Source organism: Oharaeibacter diazotrophicus (assembly GCF_004362745.1).
GTDB lineage: Bacteria > Pseudomonadota > Alphaproteobacteria > Rhizobiales > Pleomorphomonadaceae > Oharaeibacter > Oharaeibacter diazotrophicus.
The window spans coordinates 1,566,945-1,588,938 of record NZ_SNXY01000006.1 but is presented as its reverse complement, the minus strand read 5'-3'; the positions used below and the strand labels follow the sequence as shown (position 1 = coordinate 1,588,938).

Annotated in this window: 17 protein-coding genes; 11 read left to right on the top strand and 6 right to left on the bottom strand. The window is 68.4% G+C overall.

Annotated features, from left to right (window positions below):
- Window positions 1–169: 169 nt before the first annotated feature.
- Both alaS and EDD54_RS07485 read left to right on the top strand, forming a co-directional pair.
- Window positions 170–2,827: an alanine--tRNA ligase gene (gene alaS, locus EDD54_RS07490; RefSeq protein WP_126535284.1), complete on the top strand. Its 2,658-nt coding sequence runs from the start codon at window positions 170–172 to the stop codon at window positions 2,825–2,827.
- Window positions 2,828–3,632: 805 nt separating this feature from the next.
- A complete protein-coding gene (locus EDD54_RS07485) occupies window positions 3,633–4,808 on the top strand; it encodes a cyclic nucleotide-gated ion channel (RefSeq protein WP_165644483.1) in 1,176 nt (391 codons plus the stop codon).
- A gap of 12 nt (window positions 4,809–4,820) precedes the next feature.
- Here the strand turns inward: EDD54_RS07485 and EDD54_RS07480 are convergent, their stop codons facing one another.
- Window positions 4,821–5,213, bottom strand: coding sequence for a hypothetical protein (locus EDD54_RS07480; RefSeq protein ID WP_126535286.1), 393 nt, complete (start codon window positions 5,211–5,213; stop codon window positions 4,821–4,823).
- Between the two features lie 257 nt (window positions 5,214–5,470).
- Between EDD54_RS07480 and EDD54_RS07475 the strand changes: the two genes are divergently transcribed.
- Window positions 5,471–5,977 (top strand): hypothetical protein, encoded by a 507-nt coding sequence (locus EDD54_RS07475; RefSeq protein ID WP_126535287.1) that lies wholly within the window; start codon window positions 5,471–5,473, stop codon window positions 5,975–5,977.
- A gap of 181 nt (window positions 5,978–6,158) precedes the next feature.
- Here EDD54_RS07475 and EDD54_RS07470 read toward each other — a convergent pair whose 3' ends face one another.
- Window positions 6,159–7,370: an NADP-dependent isocitrate dehydrogenase gene (locus EDD54_RS07470; RefSeq protein ID WP_126535288.1), complete on the bottom strand. Its 1,212-nt coding sequence runs from the start codon at window positions 7,368–7,370 to the stop codon at window positions 6,159–6,161.
- 263 nt (window positions 7,371–7,633) lie between these two features.
- On the opposite strand from EDD54_RS07470, the gene EDD54_RS07465 reads away from it, so the two are divergent.
- The 4 genes from EDD54_RS07465 (at window position 7,634) to EDD54_RS07450 (ending at window position 11,327) form a co-directional block, all read left to right on the top strand.
- The gene (locus tag EDD54_RS07465; RefSeq protein WP_126535289.1) at window positions 7,634–8,041 is read left to right on the top strand and encodes a group II truncated hemoglobin; all 408 of its coding nucleotides are present in this window, start codon (window positions 7,634–7,636) and stop codon (window positions 8,039–8,041) included.
- 276 nt (window positions 8,042–8,317) lie between these two features.
- Entirely contained in the window at window positions 8,318–9,709 is a 1,392-nt protein-coding gene (locus tag EDD54_RS07460; protein ID WP_126535290.1) for an NAD-dependent succinate-semialdehyde dehydrogenase, read from the top strand.
- A gap of 178 nt (window positions 9,710–9,887) precedes the next feature.
- Window positions 9,888–10,718 (top strand): RNA methyltransferase, encoded by an 831-nt coding sequence (locus tag EDD54_RS07455; RefSeq protein ID WP_281009475.1) that lies wholly within the window; start codon window positions 9,888–9,890, stop codon window positions 10,716–10,718.
- A 144-nt stretch (window positions 10,719–10,862) separates the two neighbouring features.
- Window positions 10,863–11,327: a YHS domain-containing (seleno)protein gene (locus EDD54_RS07450; protein ID WP_165644482.1), complete on the top strand. Its 465-nt coding sequence runs from the start codon at window positions 10,863–10,865 to the stop codon at window positions 11,325–11,327.
- Window positions 11,328–11,398: 71 nt separating this feature from the next.
- Here the strand turns inward: EDD54_RS07450 and EDD54_RS07445 are convergent, their stop codons facing one another.
- The gene (locus tag EDD54_RS07445) at window positions 11,399–11,896 is read right to left on the bottom strand and encodes a MarR family winged helix-turn-helix transcriptional regulator (protein WP_166653438.1); all 498 of its coding nucleotides are present in this window, start codon (window positions 11,894–11,896) and stop codon (window positions 11,399–11,401) included.
- A gap of 146 nt (window positions 11,897–12,042) precedes the next feature.
- Here EDD54_RS07445 and murI point away from each other — a divergent pair, with 146 nt between their 5' ends.
- A complete protein-coding gene (gene murI, locus EDD54_RS07440) occupies window positions 12,043–12,852 on the top strand; it encodes a glutamate racemase (protein WP_126535293.1) in 810 nt (269 codons plus the stop codon).
- Between the two features lie 152 nt (window positions 12,853–13,004).
- A complete protein-coding gene (locus tag EDD54_RS07435; protein WP_126535294.1) occupies window positions 13,005–13,544 on the top strand; it encodes a hypothetical protein in 540 nt (179 codons plus the stop codon).
- A gap of 119 nt (window positions 13,545–13,663) precedes the next feature.
- On the opposite strand, the gene EDD54_RS07430 is transcribed toward EDD54_RS07435, so the two are convergent.
- Both EDD54_RS07430 and EDD54_RS07425 read right to left on the bottom strand, forming a co-directional pair.
- Window positions 13,664–15,289, bottom strand: coding sequence for a hypothetical protein (locus tag EDD54_RS07430; protein WP_133673968.1), 1,626 nt, complete (start codon window positions 15,287–15,289; stop codon window positions 13,664–13,666).
- 348 nt (window positions 15,290–15,637) lie between these two features.
- Window positions 15,638–17,227 carry a hypothetical protein gene (locus EDD54_RS07425; RefSeq protein WP_126535296.1) on the bottom strand — a complete coding sequence of 530 codons (1,590 nt, stop codon included), beginning with the start codon at window positions 17,225–17,227 and terminating at the stop codon, window positions 15,638–15,640.
- Between the two features lie 408 nt (window positions 17,228–17,635).
- Here EDD54_RS07425 and EDD54_RS07420 point away from each other — a divergent pair, with 408 nt between their 5' ends.
- Both EDD54_RS07420 and EDD54_RS07415 read left to right on the top strand, forming a co-directional pair.
- Entirely contained in the window at window positions 17,636–18,835 is a 1,200-nt protein-coding gene (locus EDD54_RS07420) for an MFS transporter (protein WP_126535297.1), read from the top strand.
- A gap of 116 nt (window positions 18,836–18,951) precedes the next feature.
- Entirely contained in the window at window positions 18,952–19,236 is a 285-nt protein-coding gene (locus EDD54_RS07415; protein WP_126535298.1) for an excalibur calcium-binding domain-containing protein, read from the top strand.
- 437 nt (window positions 19,237–19,673) lie between these two features.
- Here the strand turns inward: EDD54_RS07415 and EDD54_RS07410 are convergent, their stop codons facing one another.
- Entirely contained in the window at window positions 19,674–21,659 is a 1,986-nt protein-coding gene (locus EDD54_RS07410) for an HAD-IIIC family phosphatase (protein ID WP_133673967.1), read from the bottom strand.
- Window positions 21,660–21,994: the final 335 nt, after the last annotated feature.

Genomic DNA, 21,994 nt, shown 5'->3' with positions numbered 1-21,994 from the left:
GTGCGACCGATCGACGAGGGCCCTCCCGCCCGGTCCGGCCGTCCCGTCCCCTTGGGGCGCGGGCGGCGGCGGACCGCGGGGATGCACCCGGCGGGTCGGCACGGCGGCGGCGACGAGGATTGCGCACCGCCGGTGAACGGCGGGCCGAGAGCGAGTGGACAGGGCGGTCATGAGCGGCGTCAACGAGATCCGGTCGACCTTCATCGACTATTTCGCCCGCAACGGGCACGAACCGGTGGCCTCGAGCCCGCTGGTGCCGCGCAACGACCCGACGCTGATGTTCACGAACGCCGGCATGGTGCAGTTCAAGAACGTCTTCACCGGGCTCGAGAAGCGGCCCTATTCGACCGCGGTGACGGCGCAGAAGTGCGTGCGCGCCGGCGGCAAGCACAACGACCTCGACAACGTCGGCTACACCGCGCGCCATCACACCTTCTTCGAGATGCTCGGCAACTTCTCGTTCGGCGACTACTTCAAGGAGCGCGCGATCGAGCTGGCCTGGAACCTCGTCACGAAGGAATTCGGACTGCCGAAGCAGCGCCTGCTCGTCACCGTCTATTCCGAGGACGAGGAAGCGGCCGGCTTCTGGAAGAAGATCGCCGGGCTCTCGGACGACCGCATCATCCGGATCTCGACCTCCGACAACTTCTGGGCCATGGGCGACACCGGCCCGTGCGGTCCCTGCTCGGAGATCTTCTTCGACCACGGCGAGGGCATCGCCGGCGGTCCGCCCGGCTCGGCCGACGCCGACGGCGACCGCTTCATCGAGATCTGGAACCTCGTGTTCATGCAGTACGAGCAACTGACCCGCGAGGAGCGGGTCGGGCTGCCGCGGCCGTCGATCGACACCGGCATGGGGCTCGAGCGCGTCGCCGCCGTGCTGCAGGGCGTCCACAACAACTACGAGATCGACCTGTTCAAGGCGCTGATCCGCGCCTCGGTCGAGGCGACCGGCGTGCCCGCCGAGGGCGCGACGACGGCGAGCCACCGCATCATCGCGGACCACCTGCGCGCCTCCGCCTTCCTGATCGCCGACGGCGTGCTGCCGTCGAACGAGGGCCGCGGCTACGTGCTGCGCCGCATCATGCGCCGCGCCATGCGCCACGCCCACCTGCTCGGCGCCGCCGACCCGCTGATGCACCGCCTCGTCCCGGCGCTGGTGCGCGAGATGGGCGTCGCCTATCCCGAGCTCTCGCGCGCCGAGGCGCTGATCGCCGAGACGCTGAAGCTCGAGGAGACCCGGTTCCGCCGCACCCTGGCGCGCGGCCTCGGCCTGCTCGAGGAGGCGACCGGCGGGTTGACCGCGGGCGGCCGGCTCGACGGCGAGACCGCGTTCCGCCTCTACGACACCTACGGCTTCCCGCTCGATCTGACCCAGGACGCGCTGCGCCAGCGCGGCATCGACGTCGACACCGACGGCTTCGGCGCCGCCATGGAGCGCCAGCGTGCCGAGGCGCGCGCCAACTGGGCCGGCTCTGGCGAGGCCGCGACCGAGACGGTCTGGTTCGCCCTGCGCGAGCGCGTCGGCGCCACCGAGTTCCTCGGCTACGACACCGAGAAGGCCGAGGGCGTCGTCGCCGCGCTGGTGCGCGAGGGCGCCGAGGCGACCGCGCTCGCGGCGGGCGAGACCGGTGCGGTGATCGTCAACCAGACGCCGTTCTACGGCGAGTCCGGCGGTCAGGTCGGCGACACCGGCGTGATCGCCGCCCCGGGCGTGCGCGCCCGCGTCACCGACGTCCAGAAGAAGGCCGACGGCCTGTTCGTCCACACCGTCATGGTGGAAGAGGGCACGCTCGCGGTCGGCACCGCGGTCGAACTGACGGTCGACCACGGCCGCCGGGGAAAGATCCGCGCCAATCACTCGGCCACCCATCTGCTGCACGAGGCGCTGCGCCAGGTGCTCGGCACGCATGTGGCGCAGAAGGGGTCGATGGTCTCGCCGGACCGGCTGCGCTTCGACTTCTCGCACCCCAAGCCCGTGATCGAGGGCGAGGCCGGCGAGGTCGAGCGCATCGCCAACCGGATCATCCTGCAGGATGCGCCGGTGACGACGCGGCTGATGGCGGTCGACGACGCCATCGCCTCCGGCGCGATGGCGCTGTTCGGCGAGAAGTACGGCGAGGAGGTCCGCGTCGTCGCCATGGGCACGGCGGTGGAGGGCGAGAAGGCCGGCAAGGCCTACTCGATCGAACTCTGCGGCGGCACCCACGTCGGCCGCACCGGCGAGATCGGCCTCGTCCACATCGTCGGGGAGTCCGCGGTCGCCGCCGGCGTGCGCCGGTTGGAGGCGCTGACCGGCGAGGCCGCGCGCGCCCATCTCACCGAGCAGGAGCGCCGGCTGAAGGAGGTCGCCGCGACGCTGAAGGTGGCTGTGGCAGACGTCGGCGACCGCGTCGCCACGCTGGTCGAGGACCGCCGCCGGCTCGAGCGCGAACTCGCCGAGGCGCGCAAGAAGCTCGCCATGGGCGGTGGTGGCGCCGCCGACGAGATCCGCGAGATCAACGGCGTGCGCTTCCTGGCGCGGGTCGCCGAGGGGGTGGCGCCGAAGGATCTCAAGGGGCTGGTCGACGAGGGCAAGAAGTCGCTCGGCTCGGGCGTCGTCGTGATGGTCGGCCTCGGCGAGGACGGCAAGGCCGGCGTTGTCGTCGGCGTCACCGAGGACCTCGTCGCGCGGATCTCCGCGGTTGACCTCGTGCGCTCGGCCTCCGAGGCCCTCGGCGGCAAGGGCGGCGGCGGTCGTCCCGACATGGCCCAGGCGGGCGGCCCCGACGGCAGCAAGGCCGCCGAGGCGATCGCGGCGGTCGAGGCGGCGCTGCTGGCGGCCTGACGGCGGGTAAGCGGAACCGCCGTCGCGAGGATGATCGCGCGGGGTCTCCGCCCCGAGGGGAGGGCCGGGCCGACTCCGGCAGAAGACGTTGCGCCGTTCTCGCGCCGCGCGCGGGTCCAAAGTGCGCGAGCGGAGCGGTAGTTCCCGCCCGACCGGCAGTCGTCGCGAGCGGGGTGCCGTTTCTCTACCCTCCCCCTCGTGGGGAGGGTCGGTGCGGAGCGCCGGGGTGGGGTGGCCTCCGCGGCCGTGGGGTTCGATGCTCATTCGCGGCTGTGGATGCGGGAGGCGCGGAGGCAGTGCCGACCGACCCCACCCGCCGGCCTCGGGCCGTCGACAAGCCGGCCTTGGAGCCGCCTACCTCCGCTGCGTTCGGCATCGCCTCACCCCCACGCGGAGTAGGGTAGGAGGTTGCGCCGGCCGTCGCCCTGCCTGAACGAGGGTCAAGTGGGAGGCGACGGTACCGCCGCCCGCCCTGAAAGGGTGACGGGTGAAAGGGCGCACGTGGGCTTCGCGGTCGCTTGTCGGGAGCGCCGAGGCGGCGCTGCCGGCCTCGCGCGGGAGGTCGCGCGCGCGGGCGCATCGGTCCTGTCCTCCCGACGCGGCGGTGCGTGTGGCGAGCGGGTGCCCTCGGCTCCCGGCGCTCGGGGATGCGCCCGCCGAGGCATTCACCTTCATTCCCCACGGCCGGTCGTCCCTCCACGCGCGGGGATGCGCCGCATCTCCGAAAGTCCATCCGCACCGGGGCCTTCCGGTCTCGCGCCGTCGCCGGGAATCCGGCATATGTCGGGTGGTTGGGGGTGGCGGGGTGAAACGGCGCGTCTTCGAGATCCTGGAGATCGGCAGCTCGGACGACCGGGCGTCGCGGCTGGCCGACTGGGCGATCATCCTCCTGGTGCTCTGCAACGTCACGGCGGTGGTGCTGGAGACGGTGCCGGACCTTGCGCTGCGTTACGGCGCGGTGTTCCTGTGGATCGAGGCGGTCACGGTCGCGCTGTTCGTGGGCGAGTACGCCCTGAGGCTTTGGGTGGCCGATCTCCACCCGCACCTGCGCCGGCTCGGCGCGCTGCGCGCACGGCTGCGCTACGCGGCGCAGCCCTTCGCGCTGGTCGATCTCGCAGCGATCCTGCCGCCGCTGATCGGCGCCGCCTACGGCCACTACGACGTCGCCTTCGCGGCGGCGTTCCGGCTGCTGCGCTTCCTCAAGTTGGCGCGCTACTCGCCCGGCATGCGTTCGCTGGCGGCTGCGATCGCGACGGAACGCCGGGCGATCCTCGCCTCGGCGATCATCATGCTCGGGCTCGTCATCGCCACGGCGACGCTGATGCACGCGCTGGAGCGCGAGGCGCAGCCGGCGGTGTTCGGCTCGATCCCCGGCGCGATGTACTGGGCGGTGACGACGCTGACCACGGTCGGTTACGGCGACGCGGTGCCGGTGACGCCGGCGGGCAAGCTGCTCGCCGGGATCACCATGGTGATCGGCTTCACCATGTTCGCGCTGCCGGTCGGCATCATCGCCACCGCCTTCGCCCGCGAGATCCGCCAACGCGACTTCGTCGTGACGTGGTCGATGGTGGCGCGGGTGCCGCTGTTCTCCGAACTCGGCGCGGCCGAGATCGCCGACGTCATGCGGCTGCTGCGCGCCCAGTACGTCGAGCCCGGCACGGTGGTGACCTATGCCGGCGAGCCCGCCCATTCGATGTACTTCATCGTCTCCGGCACGATCGCGGTCTACCTGCCGCAGGGGCGGATCGACCTCGGCGAGGGCCGGTTCTTCGGCGAGATCGCGGTGCTGCGCCGGGCGCACCGCTCGGCGGATTCGGTGGCGGTGACGGCGGCGCGGCTCCTGGTGCTCGACGCCGACGACCTCCACCACCTGATGCACAAGCGCCGCGAGATCGGCCGGCGCATCCGCGAGGCGGCCGAGGAGCACGGGGAACGGCCGGTGGTGTCGGACGACGGTGGCGACGGGACCGGCGCCTGAACGGTTCCGCGCCTACCGGTCACGCGCTCTGCGCCCGGAGCGGCTGGCGAGGAGCGTGAGGCGCAGGCGGCCGAGGCCGCGGCAGGAGAGGTCGACGTGGATCTCGGAGATCCGCAAGGCGGGGCCCTCGGCGTGATGCTGCACCGAGAAGAAGCGCCGCCGCGGGTGCCGCCGCAGGCTCTCGGCGCGGCGCGAGGGCGCAGTCAGGCCGAGATGGCCCAGCAACAAGAGGTCGCCGCCGCGACGGCGGCGGAGGACGAGGCCGGTCTCGATCAGGCACTCGCCCTCGCCGGAAAGGGTGAGCCAACCCCTGCGGACCCTTCGAGCCGCCACGTCGCGCATGTTCCAGCCCGCGGCGAGCCCAGCGCCGACCATCATGCCCAGCGTGAAATCGGTCAGATCCATGATCGCCCCCCGCAAGTGCGCCCGCCGGCTCGTGGTCAACAGAACGTTAACCAACATATCCGGCGTTCGTTGGACGCACAAGATCGAACGATGTGAAACAAGGCGAAGCAACGGATAATATTGCCGTAATCACAAATGGTTATACGAGGCGATGAATGATGCTTCGTCGTATTGTTAAGGATGTGTTGACGGCTTGATTGAGATTCGGTGTTCGCGGTGTTATCTCGGTTGGCGTCGCAAGTAACATCCGGTGCGTCATGATCGGGCTCGACGAAATCGGCCAGCGGGCGGAGCGCAGGGTCCAGGCGGGATTCGCCGCGGTGGTCGACGGGATCCGGGAGATCGCCGAACTCAACCCCGACTACGCGCAGCTGCTGGTGCGGGACATGGAGCGGGTGCTGGCGCGGCTGACGCGGCGCGCGCCGCCGCGGAGCGAGGGGCCGGTACCGGGACCAGGGGCTTCGGGCTGGGAGGGCGGCCGAGCGGACGAGGGCTCGCGCGCCGACGACATCGCGCCCGATCAGGTGTTCGGCGTCGAGGAGACCATTCTCGAACTGCTCGCCGGGGAGCGGAACGGGCTGACGGTCGAGGATCTCTACCGCGACCTGCACCGTGCCGGCTTCGAGATGAAGCGGTCGGCGCTGGTGGTGCGGCTCCGGCGCATGGTGGCCGCCGAGAAGCTCGAGAACCGGACGCGCGGACAATACGTGCTGCCGGCGCGCGAGGCGCGGTCCGGGCAGGGGGGCGGCGGACAGGCGGGGTGAGCCGGGGTGCCCGCGGAAGCGCGGCGGTCGCGCGGCCGATCGGCCGGCGTGCCCCGGACGGCGCAACGCCGAGGGGTGGCCCGAGCGGGGAGATACCGCGAGCCGGGCTCGACGGCGCGCGATTGTTCGGGTCGGGATGCCGCCCGCGACGGCGGAACCGTCGCGGGCGGAGAGCACGGGATCAGCCCATGGCCTTCTGGAGGTTCTCGTCGATCTTGTCGAGGAAGCCGGTGGTGGAGAGCCAGCCCTGGTCGGCGCCGACGAGGAGGGCGAGGTCCTTGGTCATGAAGCCGGCCTCGACGGTGTCGACGCAGACCTTCTCGAGGGTGGCCGCGAAGCGGGCGAGCTCGGCGTTGTCGTCGAGCTTGGCGCGGTGGGCGAGGCCGCGGGTCCAGGCGAAGATGGAGGCGATCGAGTTGGTCGAGGTCTCCTTGCCGGCCTGGTGCTGGCGGTAGTGGCGGGTGACGGTGCCGTGGGCGGCCTCGGCCTCCACCGTCTTGCCGTCCGGCGTCATCAGCACCGAGGTCATCAGGCCGAGCGAGCCGAAGCCCTGCGCGACGGTGTCGGACTGGACGTCGCCGTCGTAGTTCTTGCAGGCCCAGACGTAGCCGCCCGACCACTTCAGGGCGGAGGCGACCATGTCGTCGATCAGGCGGTGCTCGTAGACAATGCCGGCCGCCTTGAACTTGTCGGCGAACTCGGCGTCGAACACGGCCTGGAAGATGTCCTTGAAGCGGCCGTCGTAGGCCTTCAGGATGGTGTTCTTGGTCGAGAGGTAGACCGGGTAGTTGCGCATCAGGCCGTAGTTCATCGAGGCCCGGGCGAACTCCTTGATCGACTCGTCGAGGTTGTACATCGCCATCGCGACGCCGCCGCCCGGGAAGTCGAACACCTCGTGCTCGATCGTCTGGCCGTCCTCGCCGACGAACTTGATCGTCAGCTTGCCCTTGCCGGGCACGACGAAGTCGGTGGCCTTGTACTGGTCGCCGAAGGCGTGACGGCCGATGATGACCGGCTTGGTCCAGCCCGGCACCAGACGCGGCACGTTCTTGGCGATGATCGGCTCGCGGAAGATCACGCCGCCGAGGATGTTGCGGATCGTGCCGTTCGGCGACTTCCACATCTTCTTGAGGTTGAACTCCTTCACGCGCGCCTCGTCGGGCGTGATGGTCGCGCACTTGACGCCGACGCCGTACTTCTTGATGGCCTCGGCGGACTCGACCGTGACCTTGTCCTCGGTCTTGTCGCGGTTCTCGATGCCGAGGTCGTAGTAGTGCAGGTCGATGTCGAGGTAGGGATGGATCAGCTTGTCCTTGATGGCCTGCCAGATGATGCGGGTCATCTCGTCGCCGTCGAGCTCGACGACGGGATTGGCTACCTTGATCTTCGACATGGGGCGCGCGACCTTTCGACTGTTCGAGGACGACCGCCGGCCGGGATGTCGGCCGGGTTTCCGAGGGCCGGTCTTCCGCGGTCGGATAGCATGTCGCAGCGCGGGATCATAGAGTGCGGTGCCAAGACTTTCGCAGATATGACGCTTACGTAAAGGGAATATCGAAAGACCTTGCGGCGGCCGGATGCGGGTGCGTCCCGACTTGACGGACGAGCGCCGGCGCGACAGGGCTCGCACGGGCCGGAAGCGCGGGGAGCCAGGGAATGTCGGATGCGGACGGCGTGCAGGTGACGCCCTACGAGGCGGTCGGCGGCGAGGCGGCGATCCGCCGGCTGGTGGCGCGCTTCTATGCCCTGATGGACGAGCTGCCGGAGGCGGCGGCCTGCCGGGCGATCCACCCGCCCAGCCTGAAGGCGGCCGAGGAGAAGCTCTACGAATACCTGACCGGCTGGCTCGGCGGCCCGCCGCTGTTCACCGACAAGCACGGCCCGCCGATGCTGCGCGCCCGCCACCTGCGCGCGCCGATCTCGGGGCCGGAAATCGACGGCTGGCTGCTCTGCTTTCTGCGCGCCTGGAACGAGACCATCCACGCCCCGGCCGTGACCGCCGCGGTGCTGCCGCAGATCGAGCGCCTCGCCCACCACATGAGGAACCGCGAGGACGCCGCCTGACCGAGGTCGGCACCGACCGCCCGTGTCGCCGATCGGCGTGCGCCGTGGTCGATCGCGCGAACGTGTCCGCCCGCCGCCTCCTCCCTTCGGTCGGCGTTGATCCGGATCAAACGACGGCGGCGGTGGCGGGCCTAGCGTCCGCCCCGGGTCGCGCCAAACGACGCGCGGACCGGCGGTGGCGACAGCGGTCGCCGGGCCGGATCCGCCGCCGGCGCGACGCGGCGGCCGGTCGCCCGCGGGGAGCGGGCGGGCCGCCCGATCCCGAGGAGACCGATCATGGCCTATGCCACCGTCAATCCCTTCACCGGTCAGCTGGTGAAGACCTTCCCCGACGCGACCGACGCCGAGGTGCAGGCCGCCATCGCCGCGGCCGACGCCGCGTTCCAGGGCTGGCGCCGCACCAGCTTCGCCGACCGCGCCGCGGTGATGCGGCAGGCGGCGACGATCCTGCGCCGCGACGCCGACGCCTTCGCCCGCCTGCTGACGCTTGAGATGGGCAAGCTGTTCGTCGAGGCCAAGGCCGAGGTCGAGCTGTCGGCAGAGATCTTCGAGTATTACGCCGACAACGCCGAGCGGCTGCTGGAGCCCGAGGCGCTGCCGGTGAAGTCGCCGGCGGAAGGCCGCGCGGTGCTGGTGTGCGAACCGCTCGGCGTGATCATGGCGGTGGAGCCCTGGAACTTCCCCTATTACCAGATCGCCCGGATCATCGCGCCGCAGCTCTCGGCCGGCAACACGGTGCTCTTGAAGCACGCTTCCAACGTGCCGCAGTCGGCCGCCGCCTTCGACGCGCTGATGCGCGAGGCCGGCCTGCCCGACGGCGCCTTCCGCAACCTCTACGCCACGCGCTCGCAGGTGGAGGCGATCATCTCCGACCCGCGCGTCCACGGCGTGGCGCTGACCGGCTCCGAGGACGCCGGCGCGATCGTGGCGGCCCAGGCCGGCAAGGCGCTGAAGAAGTCGACCATGGAACTCGGCGGCGCCGACGCCTTCGTGGTGCTCGCCGACGCCGACCTCGACAAGACGGTGAAGTGGGCGGTGTTCGGCCGGCACTGGAACGGCGGTCAGGTCTGCGTGTCGTCGAAGCGGATGATCGTCGTGGACGCGGTCCATGACGCCTTCCTCGAGCGCTACGCCGCCGGCGTCGCGGATCTGCGCTGCGGCGATCCGATGTCGCCCGACACCACGCTCGCGCCGCTGTCGTCGCAGAAGGCGGCCGACGAGGTGCGCCAGAAGATCGCCGAGGCGGTCGCCCACGGCGCGACCGCGACGGCGGTGGGGCCGGCGGTGCCCACGACCGGCGCCTTCGTGCAGCCGACCATCCTGACCAACGTCGCCGACGACAACCCGGCGCGCTACTGGGAGTTCTTCGGCCCGGTGTCGATGATCTTCCGCGCTCGCGACGAGGACGACGCGGTGAGGATCGCCAACGATTCGCCCTACGGCCTCGGCGGCTCGGTGTTCACGACGGACACCCGGCGCGGCGAAGAGATGGCGCGGCGGATCTCGACCGGCATGGTGTTCGTCAACCACCCGACCATGGTGAAGGCCGACCTGCCGTTCGGCGGCGTCCGCCGCTCCGGCTACGGCCGCGAGCTGATCGGGCTCGGCATCCGCGAGTTCGTCAATCACAAGCTGATCGACGTGGTCGACATCGACGCGCCGTTCTGACGGCGATGGACGTGTGACAAGGGCGAGGCCCGCGGCGGGAGACCGGCGCGGGCCCCGCTCCCGTCGCGTGCCGTCGCGCGAGGGGCGTTTTCCCTGGACAGCCGGGGCGGGGCCGCCTATCTGACCGGCCGAGTTTTCCGCGCCTCGCCCGAGCGCGCGACGTCCGGGAATCCCGCCCTTGTCCGAGACCGCCATCTCCCCCGTCGTCATCCTGTGCGAGCCGCAGATGGGCGAGAACATCGGCGGCGCGGCGCGCGCCATGGCCAACTTCGGCCTCTCCGAGCTGCGTCTCGTGCGCCCGCGCGACGGCTGGCCGAACGAGAAGGCCGCCGCCAACGCCAGCCGCGCCCTCCACGTGATCGAGGCGGTGAAGGTCTACGACCGGCTCGAGGACGCGGTCGCCGACCTCGGCTTCGTCTACGCCACGACGGCGCGCAGCCGCGACGTCACCAAGGAGGTGCGCGGGCCGGTGCACGCCGGCCGCCACCTGCGCGCGCTCGACGCGGCCGGCGTCAGGAGCGGCATCCTGTTCGGGCGCGAGCGCTGGGGCCTCGACAACGACGAGATCGCGCTCGCCGACGAGATCCTGACCCTGCCGGTGGTGCCCGAGTTCGCCTCGTTGAACATCGCCCAGGCGGTGCTGGTGGTGGCCTACGAGTGGCGCAAGGCCGGCTTCGAGGGCGAGGACGTCGGCCTGCCGTTCGGCCCGGCCGAGCGCTCGCCGCCGGCGACCAAGGAGGAGCTGATGCACCTCTTCGAGCATCTCGAGGCCTCGCTCGAGGAGCGCAACTTCTTCCGCCCGACGGTGAAGAAGGACACCATGGTGCGCAACCTGCGCGCCATCTTCCAGCGCACCCAACTGACCGCCCAGGAGGTGCGCACGCTGCGCGGCGTGATCGCCACGCTGGAGGGCCGCACCCATCGCCCGACCAAGGTCAAGGGCCCGGCCCAGACCCCGGCCGCGGGGGAGGGCCCCGACGAGCAGGACGGCGAGGGCGACGGCGCCTGAGGGCCGGCGCCACGCGTAACGCACCGGCTTCATTCCGATCGTCCCGGAGCGCACGGCGTCGCGATGCCGAAGGCGTGAGTTGAACGTGTTTGCCCGGGCTTTTTATGTGCCCATGGCATATAAATGCCGCTCTGGAGAACACCGATGAGACATTTCGTGATCCGCGCCGCCGCGACCGCCCTGACGCTCGCGACGCTCGCCGTGCCGGCGCTCGCCGGGCCCGCCAAGAACCTCGTCGACGGCGTCGCGCTGCACGGCTTCGACCCGGTCGCCTATTTCGTCGACCACAAGCCGACCAAGGGCGACCCGTCGATCGCCTCGACCTACGACGGGGCGACCTACGAGTTCGCCAGCAAGGAGCACAAGGCCCTGTTCGACGCCGCGCCGGCGAAATACGTGCCGGTCTACGGCGGTTACTGCGCCTTCGCGGTCACCGAGGGCATCAAGGCCGACATCGACCCCTACGCCTACGCGATCAACGACGGCAAGCTCTACGTCAACTTCAGCGTCGAGGCGCGCGACGCCTTCCAGGCGCACGTCGCCGACAACAGCCACAAGGCCGAGGCCAACTGGCCGACCGTGAAGACGCTCGACAAGGTCTACCGCTGAGCGCGGAGCGAACGCGCCGGGGGCGCCGGGCATCCGGCCGGTGCCCCCGGGGGCCGTGCGGGACCGCGCGGTCACTCCGCCCCGGCGCGCGCCTCGAGTTCGGCGGCGACCGGGCAGTCGGTGCAGGCGACGGGATCGCACAGGCGGCAGGCGCGGTAGGCGTCGTCGACGTCCTCGACGAGACGGCGCAGGACCTTGGACGCGACGTCGCCGAAGGCGGCGAGTTCGTCCTCGCCGAGGCTGGCGAGCGCGACGCCGAGGGCGTCGGCCCGGGCGCCGAGGATGCGGCCGCAGGCGCCGTCGCCGGCGGCGGTGAGATGGAGCGCGACGGCGCGGCCGTCGTGGATCGCGCGGCGGCGCTCGACCAGACCGTCGGCGACGAGACGGTCGACCAGCCGCACCGCGCCGGGATGGGACAGGCCGAGCGCGCGCCGGAGCTGCTCGATCGGCTGGCCGGGGGCGTGGGCGAGCAGGGCGAGCGCCGCGGCGGCGGCGCCGTCCTCGGGCGCCTCGGCGGCGGCGGCGGCCTGCACGCGGTCCGACAGCGCCAGCACCAGGGCGCCGATCACGTTGACTGTCCGGGCTCTCGACATGCGTCATGGTAGGCGATCGTCCGCCGCGGCGGCAACCGCCTCCGGCCGGCCGCATTGCCGGCTACACTCGTGCGGCGACGGAAGCGCCGAATCGGGGCGGCGCGGCAGCGGGGGAGGCGGACATGCGCGTCCTGGTGTTCGACAGCGGCGTCGGCGGCCTGTCCGTCGCGCGCGAGATCGCCGCCGCGCTGCCCGGGGCCTGCCTGCATTATCTCGCCGACACCGCGGTGTTCCCCTACGGCGCGCTCGAGCCCGACGTGCTGGTGGCGCGCGTCGTGGATCTGATCGGCGGCGCGGTCGCGACCTCGGCACCGGCGGCGGTGGTGATCGCCTGCAACACCGCCTCGACGCTGGTGCTGGGTCCGCTCAGGGCCCGCTTCCCCATGCCGATCGTCGGCACCGTGCCGGCGGTCAAGCCGGCGGCCGAGACCAGCCGGAGCCGGATGGTCTCGGTGCTGGCGACGCCGGGCACGGTGAAGCGCGACTACACCCGCGACCTGATCGCCACCCACGGCGGCGACTGCCGCTTCACGCTGGTCGGCTCGGCGCGCCTCGCCGAGTTGGTCGAGGACGTCCACGGCAGCCGGAGCGTGCCGGACGAGGCGTTCGCGGCCGAGATCGCGCCCTGTTTCGTCGAGGCGGACGGCCGGCGCACCGACACGGTGGTGCTGGCCTGCACCCATTATCCGCTGGTGCTTGACCGGTTGCGGCGGCTGGCGCCCTGGCCGGTGACCTGGATCGACCCGGCGCCGGCGATCGCACGACGCACGGCGGTCGTGACCGCCGAGGCCGCGCAGGGCTGGGCCGCAGGCGATTCGACCGGTCCGAACCGCTTCTTCGCCACCGGCCGGCTGCCGGAGACGGCCTTCCTCGCCCGCTTCGGCTTCCCGGCCGCGGAGAGCTTCGCCGCGGCGGCGACCGTGCCGGCCTGAGGGCGGCGCGCGCGGCGGACGCGGCGGCGCAATCGGGGGTGCCCCGGACGTTCGGTGGCTTGTCGGCGCGCGACGGATCGCCGAGGTTCCGGCCGGCGTCTGGCCGCGGTAGCCGACGCAGCGCGACGGTGCGGGACGACGGAGGGCGGGCGATGAAGCTTTTCGCGATGTGGGTCGTGGCGGGGATGGCGCTGGCGGCGTCGACGCTGACGGCGGCGGCCGGGTGCGAGGCGGAGTTCCAGGGTACCTGGCAGACCGGCGAGACCGGCGACTTCACGGCCGAGGCCTTCACGCGCGGGCCGACCTGCGACCGCGCGGTGGCGGTGATCGTGCTGCGCGATCCGACCGGCGACATCGTCCACCAGGAGGCGCTGCCGGCGGGATACGTCGCGACGCTGGCGGGCCGCGCCGGCGCCGACGAAATGAAGTCCGCACTCGCCGAATGGGCGGATCCGGCCAAGAGCGCCTACCAGCGCGCCCACGAATTGCCGAAGTGGCCGAAGGGCGCCGACGCCACCGAGGGTGACTTCCCGTTCATGGCCGAGGAGGGCATCGACCGCGACGCCTACGAGGCGATCCGCAAGGCCGACGGCCCGGTGTTCTGTTACGTCCAGGGCATGGAGAGCATGTCCTGCCTCGGCATCGTCGACGGCGTGCTGCGGCCGCTCGGCGTGCAGATGTTCCCCGGGTGAAGGAGCGAGGCGGGCGCGAGGGCGCGGCGCGAGCAGGCGATCCCGATGGCGAGCCACGCCGCCGGCGCTCCGGTCTCGTGACGGTCCCGGATCGGACCGTCACGTGTTCGGCGCCGGATCTATTTCGGAACGACCTGGATGCCGGTCATCCCCATGGTGGAGAGGCCGGTCGGAGAATCGTCCTTCACGGCCATTCTCACGACGATCTCGCCGCCCGCTCCGCCGCCGTGGCGAACCGCGGCCGTCACCCGGCGAGTCTCGCCGACGGCGAGGTCGAAGATCAGGTAGGTCCTGGCGGACGTGAGCTTGCAGTCGCCGACGCCTTCCGCGACGCAGAGCCCGGTCACGACCGCTCTGTCGTGATAGCGATCGTCCTGGATCTCCATCTTGAAGTCGCCGGAATACTCGCCTCTGTTCGTCACGTCGACATGGACGAGCCGCGTCTCGAATTTTCCCATCCTGAGTTCGCCGAACTCGGTGTCGGCATCCGGCCTCAGCTCGACAAAGGCCGGAATTCCGAGATCTGCCCAGGCGCGAAACGTATCGTTGACCGTGTTCTTCACCTTCATGTCTTTATTTGCACAATATAGGAATATATGAGCTATGTCCCAGTACAGCGGACGGTAGGATACCGCGAAGTTCTTTGTTTCTCCCGCTTTCAGGTCGAATACGGGATTGCCCGCTCCGGTCTTGCCGCCCGGCAAGATCTCGTGCGCCTGGAGGTCGTAGGCGCTCCAATCGCTCTGCTTGTCCGGCTCGAAGCGGCATCCGACGGCATCGACGTCGGAGGTGTTCCGGATCTTGGTCCGGGTCGACGCGCGAGCGTTCACGCGGACGCGGAAGTTGGTGTCGAGATGGTAGACGTCGACGACCGGATGCCGCTCGTACTCGGGGGTGATCACGGTGACCGGAGCGGACGCCCTGCCGAGCACGTCCCCGGCGGGCCCCCGTCCGGCGACGACCGTCAATCGTCCGGTCGTGACGGTGCCGGCGGCAAAGTTCGGATCGGCATCGGCGAGCGTGACTTTCGACACCTGCCCGGCCGCCAGCACGTCTTCCGTGGAAGTGAGCGCCAGCTTGCCGGTCAGGCTGCCGAGGTCGGCCGCCAGCTTCACCGCGACCGGAAACCCGTTGGCGACGTAGGAGATGCGATCGCTGTCGCAGCACGCATCCTCCTCCACGAAGAGCGGGCGGGTGCGGAACATCGCCAGACCGCCGCGTTCGCCGACCTGCTGCAGGCCGATGAGGAAGTCGCCGTAGAACGTCCGCTCGTCGACCACGCCGTCGACCTGGACGAGGTAGATCCGCCCCGCGGTCGTCGGGAAGGACACCGCGGCGGCGGGGTCCTCCGCCGATGCCTTGGCGCGCACCCGGGCGACGCGGCTCAGGGTCGCCAGCCTGGAGCCGGTGTAGATCGCCACCTGGAACGGAGCGGGCCGCGTGAAGCCGCCGGTGATCATCAGTACCGCACGCCCGGTCGAGGAGGCGGCGTAGCGGTACCAAACCGTCCGGCGCATGCCGCCGTCGGGGTAGACCCGGGGTTCGCCGAGTTCCCGCGAGGCGTAGATGATGGTGCCCGGCTTCAACATCGGCCCCGAGGTCAACGCCTGCGGGGTGGCGAAGGCGTCGTTGGGGGCCGCGAGCAACTGGGACCGGGCCTGGGCGGCGGCCGTTGCCGCGATCACCACGGCGGCGCCAAGCGCCAGTTTCAGCCACCCACGCCAGGAAGTTCTTTTCGCGGTCACGATGTCACCTTTCGGTCCAGCCTCGAAGACCCGGCCGGACGGGGCGTTCGAGGTCGCGGGGTCCCGCAAGCCGGCGTCCCTCGGGTGCTTCCCGCCCGCGACGGGCCGACCGAAGGTCGGGGCGGTGCGGGCATCCGAGCAGGGGATCGCGGCTGCGACGAGAAAGAATTCAAGAACCGCATGTTTTCACCGCTGCCACGGTTGCACCGACCGGGTCTCCGGCCGTTGAAATGTGACACGCGGCCGTGGCGCTCGGATCCGGCACCGATCCGTCGCCGTGGTCGAAGTGGGCGGGTGGCCATGGCCAAGTCGGTCGGAGGTCGGGACATTTCGACGGCGGTCCCGGCGCTACTTCGGGACCAAAAGGACGGCGACATTCCCGGCCGACACCAGTTTCGTTGGTGGCGCGTAACTCGTGTATGCCGAGAAGACGATGCGGCCACCCTCTCCGAACCCGCGTCGCACGGTCGCCGTCACCCGCCGCGTCTCGCCGACCGCGAGGTCAAAGTCCAGTTCGCGGGGACCGGACACGGGTTCGCAATCGTTGCGGCCTTCGGCGACACAGACTCCAGAGAGAATCGCTTTGCCTGGAGTGTAGTCATCGTGGATCGACAGTGTGAATATTCCTGAATACTCCCCAATATTGGTGATATCGAGGTGAATCGTGCGTTCCTCCTGTTGATCCATGAAGTACTCATCAAATTCAGTGTCGGAGTCCATTCTTATTTTTACGCGTGCCTGTTTCCACAATATGACTTGATTGCCGAGTGACGAGGCATGGAAGCGCTCGAAGTCCATCGCCTTGTTTGCGCATATGAAGTACAACTCCGAATGATCCCAGGCGGTCGGGCGGTGCGAGATCCGGAAGTGTCGCGTTTCCCCGGTCTTCAGGTCGAACACCCGATTGTTCGGGCCGAACGCGCCATCTTTCAGGATCTCCCGCGCCTCGAGGTCGTAGGTGGTCGCGATCTTGTCGGTCTTCGGCTCGAAGCGACAGCCGACGGCATCGACGCCGGACGTGTTCCGGATCACGGCGAGCGTCGAGGCGAGGCCGTTCTTGCGGACGCTGAAGCCGCTGTCACGGTAGTTGATGCCGACGATCGGATGCAACTTGCGTTCGGGCGTGATCACGGTGACCGGAGCCGACGCCCGGCCGAGCACGTCCCCTGCGGGGCTTCGTCCGGCGACGACGTCGAGCCGTCCGGTCGTCACCGTGCCGGCGGCGAAGTTCGGTTTCGCGTTGGCGAGGGCGACGATCGACACCTGGCCGACCCCGAGATCGTCGTCGGTGGAGGTGAGCGTCAGCTTGCCGGTGAGGTCGCCGAGGCCGGCCGTCAGCTTCACAGCGACGGGAAAGCCGTTGGCGACGTAGGAGACGCGAGCGGTGTCGCAGCACACCTCCTCCACGAACAGCGGGCGGGTGCGGAACATGGCCAGACCGCCGCGCGTGCCGACCTGCTGCACCCCGACGAGGAAGTCGCCGTAGAACTCCGCCTCGGTCCGCACCCCGTCGACCTGGACCATGTAGGCCTGCCCGGCGGTGGTCGGGAACGACACCGCGGCCGCCGGCGCCTCCGCGGTGCCTTCGGCGCGCGCCCGGCCGAGGCGGTTCAGGCTCGCAAGTCGCGTGCCGGTGTAGACCGCCACCTGGAAGGCGGCGGTGCGCTCGACACCGCTGGAGATCATCACCACCGCCCGGCCCGTCGCGCGGGCCGTGTAACGGTACCACACCGTCCGGCGCATGCTGCCGTCCTGGTAGACCCGGGGCTCGCCGAGTTCCCGCGAGGCGTAGTCGATCGTGCCGGGCTTCAGCAGCGGCCCCGGGGTCAACTCCTGGGGCGTGGCGAAGGCGTCGTTGCGGGCCGCGAACAACTGGGTTCGGGCCTGGGCGGCCGACGTACCCGCGATCAGCACCGCGGCGCCGAGCGCCAGTTTCACCCATCCCCGCCAGGATGCGTTTCTCGCTGTCACGACGTCACCTCTCGGTCCAGCCTCGAAGGCGCCAGCCCAACAAGGGGCTGTCGAGGTCGCGGGTGCCGCAGCCGTCGTCCCTCGGGTACTCCCAGCCTGCGACGGGCCGACCCGGGTCGGGGCGCCGCGGGCTTCCGGGCCGGGGATCGCGGATGCGACGAGCAGGTATTCATAATATCATATGCCCTTGCCTCTGCTTCAGCTACACCAAAAAGGTGTCCGGCCCCGATAATGTGGCGTCCGGTCGTGCCGCCCGCGATCGTCCATGGACCGGCGTGGCACCGATCCGCCGCGCCGTCCCGATCCATCAGCATTCGGAATTGGCGCCCAGGGCCGGGGATCCGGTAGAAGGGCGTCCCGATCCCGGAGAGCACCATGACCGCCATCGACACCTCGGCCGAGCGCACCCGCTGGGGGATGGTGGCGCTGGGCTTCGCGGCGGGCGTCGCGGGCATGTTCCAGACGGCGAAGATGAGCGTCGCGCTGGTCGAGGTGCAGCGCGACATCGGGCTCGACCTCGTCGCGGCGAGCTGGACGACGACGGCGGTGTCGCTGACGGGCGCGCTGTTCGGCGTCGTCGCCGGGCGGATCGTCGGGGTGTTCGGGGCGGCGCGGACGCTGGTGGCGGCGCTGCTGCTCGGGGCGATCGCGGGCGTCGCGACGGCCCTGATCGCCGCGCCCGGGCCGTTCCTCGCCGCGCGCATCGTCGAGGGCCTCGGCTATCTCCTGATCTGCACCGCGGCGCCGACGGCGATGGCGGCGGCGGCCGCGCCGCGCGACCGCGGCACGGCGCTGGCGATCTGGGGCGCCTTCGTGCCGGTGTCGGTGTCGATCATGGCCATGACCGGCCCGGCCGCGACCGCGGCCTGGGGCTGGCGGACGATGTTCCTGATCTCGGCGGCGTCGCTGGTGGCGGTGGCGGCCGTGGTGGCCGCGGTCGCCCCGCGCGACCCGCCGGTCGGCCGCGGCATCGGGCGCCGGCTCGGCGAAATCGCCGCGGCGGCACCGGCGGTGCACCTGTCGCTCTACCGCTCGGCACGCTCGCTCGGCCTCGGCGTCGCCTTCATGGCCTTCGCGGCGCTCCAGGTCGGCCTGATCGCGCTCTTGCCGACCCACCTGATCGAGGTCGGAGGACTCTCCCCGGCCACGGCGGGCCTGGTGCTGTCGGCGACCGCGCCCTTCGCCGTCCTCGGCACGCTGCTCGCCGGGGTGATGCAGCGGGTCGGCGCGGCCGACGCGCCGGCGACCGCGGTCGCCTTCGCGGTGATGGCGCTGTCGGGTGGGGCGGCTTTCGCGGGCCTCTCCGATCCCTGGCTGCTCGGGCCGGTCGGCGCCGTGTTCTTCACCGCCGGCGGCGTGGTCGGCTCGGTGATCTTCGCCAGCCTGCCGCGGCGCTCGACCGGCGGCGACGTCGCGCTGATGTCCGGCCTGATCGTGCAGTTCGGCAACGTCGGCTCGCTCACCGGCGCACCGATCCTGGCCGCGACCGTGGAGACGGTCGGCTGGGGCGGGGTGCCGTGGGCGGTGGCGGCGATGGCCGGGGTCGGGATCGCGGGAACGCTGGCGGCGCGGTGAGGGCTGGTACCACCGCGCAAGGCCGGATCATGTATCTAGGATTGCAGTGCGTCGGTTGATGCGGGTATCGCGTGCGCCGATGGTGGCCGGAGGCCCCGTGCGCCCGAGCCGCGTCGATGTCCCCGTTCCCGTTCGCCTCGATCCTCCTGGTCGCCGCCGCGCTCACGGCGGGCGGAGCGCCGGCTCCGGACTGCGCCGACGGCGGCGCGGCGCCGGAGGCGCCGGCCTGCGTCGCCGCTGGAACGGTGCTGGCACAGGCGTATTCTTGCACGCCGCGCAAGACCTGCAAGCAGATGTCGAGCTGCGCCGAGGCGCGCTACCGGCTCGAGGTCTGCGGCGACGGCCGCCTCGACGGCGACCACGACGGCGTGCCGTGCGAGACCCTGTGCGGCGGCGGGTAGGTTCGGCCATCCGGCGCCATCTGAAGGAACGCGACCTCTTCCACCGCGTCTTCGCCGACGTCCCCGCGATCGTCGTTGCCTGCGCAAGGGCGGGGAACGACCCCTTCGAGGACAACGGTCGCGTCGCAAGCCTCACCGCGTGTTCCGCCCTCGAACAGGTCCGAGCATCACGAGGTTGATGTCACACGGTCGAGCCGCCCCGATGCCTGCCGATCGCTGTTCTGGCGCCCGGCGAGGCGGACTCCCGACGAGGCAACCATCATCTACCGCCGGAGGAAGTGTCTCTCGGGTGCTCGAGACACAGGGGGCGACAGGTTGCTCCGGCAGGCTGGCTCGATCCGATCAACCCAAGACGAAACCGAAAGGTTCGTGGCCAGAGCTACCGAGGGGGGGCCTCCGATCGACTCGATGGGCAACCGGGGACGCGTCCACGGATTTCAAGAGACCACCAATGTCACATGAGATGGAACCGATGTCGTCGTATCCGACGGGGCCGTCCAAACCCCCGCTTCGAAGGAAAAGCCATTCTTGAGGAATATGTCTCGACAGGGAGAATTACGGTCCGTTTCTACAATTCTGCCTTTGGCTCCATTATTCATGCTTTCGGACACTATTATACGCGCAGTATGTGAAACCATGGTGTCTTCTATTCCCATTCCCATCACGCGACAACTCATAACCAACTGTTCAATTGTATCACCTAGAACAAATACAACCCCAACGACTCCGTACTGTGTATATTTATCCTCTACATCAAATGTAAAAATCCTCATACCCTCATTGATACTATTCGATACTTCCTCGAACGACCATCGTCTTCCCGTTGTGTTGTATTGATTTGTCTTGTTTACAAGTTCCAGTGAGCGCGAAAAATTGCTGTGCTTGGTGTCTCTGATTTCAGAGACTTTAACTTGTACGTTCAGCGAGGCCAGGAAATCATCGCTGCTTATCTCCATTCTGTCCTGTTCACGCTGAATTTGTGCTTTTATCATTTCAGTTTTCTTGGTGGATTCTTGTGTAATGGTTGTGAATTGTGTTTCGCTCGAATGCAGGAGAATGTGCCTCCATCGAGCAGGTGTTCCCCCTAGGACCCTGATGTCAGGAAACGCCGCTTTGATTTCAGCTCTTTGAATTGGATTGTCGTCGATATAAACAACACTGTTCGGCAAAATATTGAGAGCATTGAGAATCTCTCTCATGTTGTCTGATTTTGGCGCCCAATTTATCTTGTGAACTGCAAAATCGTCAATCTTCAGTTGACCTTTCAGAATAGAATCCCAGCACTCCAGAACCCGTTTTTCTTCGTTTTTGCTGATTATGGCAAGCATGATGCCGCGCCGCTTCAAAATAAGAAGGGCCTCCCAAAAGCCTTTGGGCCAACCCTCTGAAGTCGGCATCTCATCGGGGTGTAGTTCCGCGACGATACCGCGCCACAAAGTGTCGTCGAGATCTATTACAACAGCCTTTACTGCATCAACCCCTCGAACCATTCTGTACAATGATATAATCTCATGCCACGTAGCCAATATGATTTCTTTTGTAGCCGTATAGTACATTGTTGTCGCCGGAGTGGCCGGCTCAATTCGATTTTTGTCAAATTGCTTATCATAGTTGTTTATAATTGAGCCGTGATTGAACTGGGCAATCACATCTTCGACAATGAATTTCTTGCCGTAACTGGATAAAATTTCATTGAAATCAATCACGTAACAATTCTGATACTTGGAAATCTCCTGACAGATGACTTCGTTGAGTTTCTCAATGAAGAAGGCGGGATTACTTAGCTCGAAGCGAGGCTGCGTTCGGCCGACCAGATTTTGTTGTGGCACAGGCAATGTCATAACGAACGACAGTATGCCATGTGCTTTGTTCCACCTCATTGAATTGTCGAGGTATCGAATAAGGGTCGAGGACGAATGTTTAAATAGATCGCTGTGACCTTTGCTGTCGAATTGACCGAGTTTTGCAAAGCTGGCGTCTGGAATCAGCGCGCGTAGCGGTATTTGAACAATCTGAAAATCGTATTCAGAGATTGGGCGGTTCGGCTGTTTCGGTAGCTGCCCAACGTAATACATATCGCACTCGAACGGTCGCTTGAGTGCGCCAATTTCCCTCCGCCAAAAATCGGACAAACATGATCCTATGATTGCCACTCTGTCGATGCTGACGTCATTGACAGATAAGTCGGTCGGTATCCTATAGTCGAAATTAAAAACAACTTCCTTCTGCCTTGCGGATACGTCAGCTTCAAAACGCGATCGAAATTCTTTCGATTTCAGTATCATACCAACTAGCTGATTAATAGTTACTTTGTCAGCCGACAATTTTTTGCAAAATTCGGCGTTCCCAGCTGGCCGTCCAAGTATAGTTCTAAACATCGCATCGACTTCATCTGGCGATACGATAATGTCCAGTTTATTCACGTGACAGCTCCTGATAACAATGATTTATCCCAGAGCGCGATACAGTTGGTTTTATGGTCACCGTCGGTCGACGCTGGGCCGGCGCGCGTCGGGCCGCGATGTCCAGCAGGCCGACAAAAGGATCATTCCCGAGTGCGTTGGGGTTATCAAGTGTCGCATAGCGGGTAGCCGGCGCGCTGGGCGGCCCATTCGCCCTGCTGCTCCCGCCTGCCATAATTCGCCCGGGGATTGAACCCGGCCGAGCGCATCCGGCTCCACCTGGAGGAACGATACCTCTCTCGCCGCGTCTTCGCCGACGTGCCGGCGATCGTCGATGCCTGCGCAAGGGCCTGGAA